This is a genomic window from Bacillus sp. 7894-2, assembly GCF_002272225.1.
In the GTDB taxonomy this organism is placed as follows: domain Bacteria; phylum Bacillota; class Bacilli; order Bacillales; family Cytobacillaceae; genus Cytobacillus.
The window spans coordinates 21288-27287 of the sequence record NZ_NPDG01000078.1 but is presented as its reverse complement, the minus strand read 5'-3'; the positions used below and the strand labels follow the sequence as shown (position 1 = coordinate 27287).

The 6000-nt window shown below is 43.4% G+C and carries 8 protein-coding genes; 4 read left to right on the top strand and 4 right to left on the bottom strand.

Annotation, left to right across the window (positions count from 1 at the left end):
- Nucleotides 1-9: 9 nt before the first annotated feature.
- Nucleotides 10-858, bottom strand: a complete 849-nt coding sequence (locus CHI10_RS11980; RefSeq protein WP_095244509.1) for a C39 family peptidase — start codon at nt 856-858, stop codon at nt 10-12.
- Between the two features lie 73 nt (nt 859-931).
- Nucleotides 932-1453: a gamma carbonic anhydrase gene (locus CHI10_RS11975; RefSeq protein WP_095244508.1), complete on the bottom strand. Its 522-nt coding sequence runs from the start codon at nt 1451-1453 to the stop codon at nt 932-934.
- A gap of 171 nt (nt 1454-1624) precedes the next feature.
- On the opposite strand from CHI10_RS11975, the gene CHI10_RS11970 reads away from it, so the two are divergent.
- Nucleotides 1625-2428, top strand: a complete 804-nt coding sequence (locus CHI10_RS11970; RefSeq protein ID WP_095244507.1) for an alpha/beta hydrolase — start codon at nt 1625-1627, stop codon at nt 2426-2428.
- Between the two features lie 50 nt (nt 2429-2478).
- On the top strand, nt 2479-3573 hold the full coding sequence (locus CHI10_RS11965) for a tetraprenyl-beta-curcumene synthase family protein (RefSeq protein WP_095244506.1): 1095 nt from the start codon (nt 2479-2481) through the stop codon (nt 3571-3573).
- 39 nt (nt 3574-3612) lie between these two features.
- Here the strand turns inward: CHI10_RS11965 and mnmM are convergent, their stop codons facing one another.
- Together mnmM and mnmL are read right to left on the bottom strand one after the other, a co-directional pair.
- Nucleotides 3613-4185: a tRNA 5-(aminomethyl)-2-thiouridylate-methyltransferase MnmM gene (mnmM, locus tag CHI10_RS11960; RefSeq protein ID WP_095244505.1), complete on the bottom strand. Its 573-nt coding sequence runs from the start codon at nt 4183-4185 to the stop codon at nt 3613-3615.
- Nucleotides 4182-5156 (bottom strand): tRNA modification radical SAM protein MnmL/YtqA, encoded by a 975-nt coding sequence (mnmL, locus tag CHI10_RS11955; protein ID WP_483294953.1) that lies wholly within the window; start codon nt 5154-5156, stop codon nt 4182-4184. Before mnmL ends, mnmM begins: the two co-directional genes overlap by 4 nt.
- A gap of 196 nt (nt 5157-5352) precedes the next feature.
- On the opposite strand from mnmL, the gene CHI10_RS11950 reads away from it, so the two are divergent.
- Both CHI10_RS11950 and CHI10_RS11945 read left to right on the top strand, forming a co-directional pair.
- On the top strand, nt 5353-5616 hold the full coding sequence (locus CHI10_RS11950) for a YtzC family protein (RefSeq protein WP_048007820.1): 264 nt from the start codon (nt 5353-5355) through the stop codon (nt 5614-5616).
- Nucleotides 5617-5633: 17 nt separating this feature from the next.
- Entirely contained in the window at nt 5634-5813 is a 180-nt protein-coding gene (locus tag CHI10_RS11945) for a glycogen biosynthesis protein GlgD (RefSeq protein WP_179289020.1), read from the top strand.
- The last annotated feature ends 187 nt before the right edge of the window (nt 5814-6000 follow it).

Here is a 6000-nt window from a genome sequence, read left to right as displayed (position 1 = left end):
CCGCTTTTCTTATGGGATATAGGTAATAGCCTGCTTGCCCATCTGCACCCATGCTTTTTCAAAATCATTTATGGGTGCTTTTTTATTTTTCTCACCTGTGAGCGGGTCGTTGAAGTACATGAATTCCTGATCGTAGCCTGTTAGCAGGACAGAATGCTCTTTATAGGTGATCTGAATTTTTCCGCTCGGAGTATGCCAGGTCTGAAAAAGGTCATCAGAAAGCTGTTTATAGGCTGTGTTGATAATGATCCATACAGGTCTGCCATCTGACAAATGAATCTTTAAGTCTTCAAAATCGGATCCGGTAAGGTCTTCAATGGAGCCGGGCATGTACTTTTCCGCAAGCTCTTGTATGGGTTTATGATAAACACCAAGCCCGGGATTATCAAAGGAATACATATCGCCTATGAAGCCTTCATTCGGATGTCCGAAATAGATTTTTCCGTCTTCTACACGGTAAGGCTCAGGATTTTTCTTTATTTCTTTAGCCAATGTCAGTTTATCTGCCTGGATCCCCGCGTGATAGAGGAGCATGGATAAGCTCGTGACTTCGCATCCTCTGGGGAGCTCTGGGAACTGATTGATTGCGGGCGCATCTATAATTATTTTTTCCTTGATCTTAATAACTGACGTGCTGTTTCCAAGGAAAACAGTTGCTTTTTCAGCTGGTTCAGACAGCCATGATTTTATTGTGTTCACGGCTGATGGAGGACTGCTTCCTGCAAGGTTGGCATAAACAAATGCTGCAGAAACAAGGATGAAGACAAGTAAAAACATGGGTGCTGTTTTTACTATGGTTTTTCTGAATATCACTATTAATAATATGAATAGAACAATTGCCCCGATATAAATCTTCAATTCCTTCACCCGCCAATAACTGTTGCCTTATATTTAATATCGGCCTATTTCCCATTCTATTAAGGCTGGAGAGTTATTTTGGGTTTTTCTGCAAAGACTTATAGTATTGGCCTTTTTCAGCGTATTCCCTGCTGATCCGTTCCATATCTGTTATATCTTCCGGTGTCAGTTCACGGATCACTTTTGCAGGCCTGCCGAATGCTAGTGTATTGGGCGGAATTTTCTTTCCCTGCGGAACTAGGCTGCCTGCCCCAATAAATGCTCCCTCCCCGATTTCTGCCTGATCTAAGACAATCGAGCCCATCCCAATTAGAGCTTTCTTGCGGATAATACAGCTATGAAGGATTACCTGATGGCCTACTGTTACTTCGTCTTCCAATATCAGCGGGTTATTCGGGCTCTGATGCAGGACGGAATTATCCTGGATATTGACCTTCCTGCCGATGATAGTTGGTGCTACATCCCCGCGTATGACGGAGTTGAACCAGACACTGGAATCCTCCCCAATTTCAACATCTCCGGTAATGGTAGTGAAATCTGCAATAAATGCGGATTCTGCAATTTTAGGTTCTTTATCTTTATATGGATAGATCATGTGAAAAACACTCCTGTATTTAGTTGGATTATTTTGATTTTATCATATGAGGCTGGATAAACGTTATTTTGGTAAAAGAGTTTTTTAAGGGGCAGATTCATGAACAATTTTTGCATCTAGGCTATAATATATTTACATAAGATCGTACGTAAAAAGCTGGGAGGATTGACTATGTGGAAGTGGGAAACTGAAGGAGAGGCAAAAGGCGTTATTGTCATGGTTCATGGGGCAATGGAGCATCACCGCCGTTATGGCTGGCTGATTGAAATGTGGCGCTTGGCCGGTTTCCATGTCATTATGGGAGATCTTCCCGGCCAGGGAATGACTACAAGATCCAGAAGGGGCCATATTGATTCCTTTGATGAATATATCATTGAAGTTAAAGATTGGGTACAGGCTGCCTGTGAATTTGAATTGCCGGTTTTTCTTTTGGGACACAGCATGGGCGGCCTGATTGCCATCCGTCTGCTGCAGGAAGAAAGAATGAATCTCGCTGGAGTGATTTTATCATCCCCTTGTTTAGGTTTAGTTCAGCAGCCTTCGAAATTACTGAACTTTTTATCGCTTGGACTCAATTCAGTGATGCCCGGCCTGAAAATGGATGCAGGTTTGTCAGTGGACATGGCGACGCGTAATCAGGATGTCCTTGATGCTGATTTAAATGATTCACTGTATGTGACAAAGGTTTCGGTCAGATGGTACAGGGAACTTGTTTATGCCATGAAGCTGGCCTTTGAGAATCTTGATAATATCCAGGATGTACCCCTTCTCGTAGTTCAGGGCGGCGTTGATAAAATCGTGAATAAAACAACTGTCAGAGAATGGTTTAACCTTGCGCCTTTCTCAGAAAAAAGGTTCAAAGAATGGCCAAAGTGCTACCATGAAGTCTTCAATGAACCTGAACGTGAAGAGGTATTTGAATATGCGAAGGATTTCGTGAACAGCCAATTAAAGGCGCTGGGTTATGTGGTTTAATGATTTCCTTAAAATATTCACAGACCTGATCAAAAGGAGGTATTGCTGTCATGAGTGTCCCTTCCATGCCAATTAGCTTGATGTCACATGTCTACCGGAAGGTTCTGCCTGCTGTCCATAAGGAGCTTGCATACTGGAGGAGCCGGGCGGAAGCAATTCCCGATCCGGAGTTAAGAAAGCAGGCTCTTGCCAGCATTGAACATAAAACCTTCCACTGTGAAGGCGGAGCTATTATGTCATTGATGGCAATGGGAAAATATGAACAAGCGATTAAGTTCATTGTCGCATATCAGACAATCAGTGATTATTTGGACAATCTTTGCGACCGGAGCACCTCGCTTGATCCCGGAGATTTTGCCGCACTTCATGAGTCAATGGAGGATGCACTGGATATTGACGCAGCAGGAAAAAATTATTACCGGCTGAGAAGTGAGCAGGATGATGGAAATTATCTTGCAGATTTAGCAGCTTCCTGCAGGGAAGTGCTGTCGAGTCTCGAGCAATACCCCCATATAAAAAGACATCTGCTCGAATTATGCCGTTACTATTGTGATCTGCAAATACATAAGCATGTCGCGGTCGAAGAACGAGTACCCCGGCTGCAAAACTGGTTCGGCCAATATCGTTCAGATATACCTGAGATGGAATGGTATGAGTTTTCTGCCTGCTCGGGTTCGACACTTGGGATTTTCTGCCTTGTTTCCTACGCACTGAGAGATGATTTTAAAGCAGAGGATGCGGTAAATATAAGAAATGGATATTTTCCTTACATCCAGGGCCTTCACATTCTGCTTGATTATCTGATTGATCAGGAAGAGGACAAAGCCGGGGGAGACTTGAATTTCTGCTTTTATTATGAAAACGAAGAGAGATTGTTTTCGAGATTGAAGCACTTTGTTGCAGAGGCAGACAAGCATACGGAAAAGCTGCCTCATAAGCATTTCCATAAACTGATTAATCGCGGCCTGCTGGGGGTCTATCTATCTGATGATAAGGTCCGGAAGCAGCGGAATGTCAGAAGATTAGCCAAAAGCATGATCAGGACAGGCGGAATGGTGAGCTATTTCTTTTATGTGAATGGAAGGGCTTACCGGACAGTACAGAAGATGCTGCCTTCCGGATTTGCAAAAGTTTTTGTGAAATAAGCAAAAGCCTGCAATTTTTTTGCAGGCTTTTACATCATATTAACGTTTTTCAATTGCAACGATAAACGGCGGGTTATTTTTTTGATTAATAAACTGATACTGCAAAACATGGACGAGGCTTTGGTCCAGCAGCTTGACATATCGGAGCAGGTAATCGCGCTCTACAGCACCTTCTATATGGCCGTGATAAATCACCAAAAGAATAATCCCTTCCGGAGCCATCAATGCTAGGAGCTGATCTATGGCAGAAATGGTTGTCTGCGGACGGGTGACAATATCTTTATCGCCCCCGGGCAAGTACCCTAAATTAAATATGGCCGCTGTAATTTTTCCATGGTGGACAGGAGGTACATTCTCAAGAATGTGTTCATGGCCTGTATTGAAAAGGGTAGCCCTGTCTGACAGTTCGTGATCAGTCAGGCGTGTTTTTGTGCTCAGGACAGCCTCTTCCTGAATATCGAATCCATAAACTCTGCCGTTAGGTCCCACCAGATCAGCCAGAAATACGGTATCATGTCCGTTGCCCAGAGTGGCATCAATAACGATATCTCCAGGTGATACTGCTTTCTCAAGGAGCTGTCTTGCATATGGTAAGATTCTTTCAAGCTTCATGACAATGCCTCCACTTGGATTGGATTGTAAAATTTACCTTGCCAGCTGTTTCTTCGCTTTAATTCTGCATCAATGCCATTAAGGACTTCCCACTTATTGACACTCCACATTGGCCCGATCATCAAGTCGATTGGCCCATCACCGGTGATGCGGTGTACAATCATTTCCGGCGGTAAAATTTCCAGCTGGTCACATACTAAATTTATATATTCATCAAGAGACAGAAACTCAAGCATGCCCTTTTCAAATTGTTTAACCATCGGGGTTCCCTTTAATAAATGAAGGAGATGGATTTTAATTCCCTGTACATCCAGCTTCGCAACTTCCCGAGCGGTTTCCATCATCATTTCCGGTGTTTCAAGCGGAAGCCCATTAATGATGTGGGAACAGATGCGGATTCCATGTTTGCGGAGCTTGTTTACTCCCTCCACATAGCACTGATAATCATGTGCGCGGTTAATTAAAAGGGCAGTTCTTTCATGTACAGTCTGCAGGCCAAGCTCTACCCAGAGATAGGTCCGTTTGTTAAGCTCTGCCAGATAGTCAACTACATCATCAGGCAGGCAGTCTGGGCGGGTCGCAATAGACAGCCCGACAACCCCTTCCTGCTCAAGCACCCGCTCATACATATCACGAAGCACTTCAACAGGGGCATGTGTATTTGTAAAAGCCTGAAAATAGGCCATATATTTACCGTCTTTCCATTTATGATGCATTTTTGTTTTGATTGCATTAAACTGTGTGTCCAAATCATCAGTGCGATTCCCGGCAAAGTCCCCCGAACCTGCGGCGCTGCAGAACGTACATCCTCCGTGTGCGACCGTGCCATCACGGTTTGGGCAATCAAAGCCGCCATCAAGTGCCACTTTAAAAACCTTATGCCCAAATTCATTGCGCAAATGATAATTCCATGTATGGTACCGTTTATTATCGGATGCATATGGAAAAGGATTCACTTTTTCCACAATCATCCCTCCTTAATCAAAGAATAATCTATATGATGAAAATCATTATGAATGCTTTCATAAAATTAATCTTATCATGACGCAAAACCTTATAAAAGGGGAATTGGCAGGAAATACAGTGGTAAGGATTACGGAGAATGAACAAACTAATTTATGAAGCATGCAAGCTTCTAGACCCATTCTTCAAGGAGGGGAACATACCATGGCAACCCGTGAATCAATGGATACACTTCTTCAGCAGTGTGAGGATGCAATCCGTTTTGCGCAGGAGCAGTTTGAATCGGGAAGAACGCAGGAGCATTATAATGATTTTGAATACTCCAATGCGCTTCAGTCTTTGGAAGCTGCCTATAATGATATAACCCAGATGGCCCATAGCGCCAACTCCCAGCAGCGGGAACAGCTTCACCGGATGAGGCTCCAGCTGCAGCAGCTCCAAAATCAGATGATAATTCTTCCTCATTAAGGAGTGATCCATAGATGGTGAAAAAGCGTTCAAAACAAAACAATCCTGAACAAAAGACCCGGAATGGCGCCAATAGCCAGGATGTTGAATTAGGACGGGATTACGATCCGGTAAAGCAGTCGAAAAAGAAATATGAAAAATCAGGCGGTCAGCCTGTTAAATCAAAATTCCATCCTGAACCGGAACAATCTTCATAAATAATTGTGGCAAGGCCCCGATCCACCAAGGATCGGGGCTTTACTTTTTATGTGGAAAAGATGAAGTATTCTGTCTATTAAAATCGATTGAAAACCTATTGCAAGGACAGGAAAAACCGACTAAAATTATTTTGGATTTCGAAATAGTGTCCGGGAGATAATGTACCGGCTAAACATAAATTATACG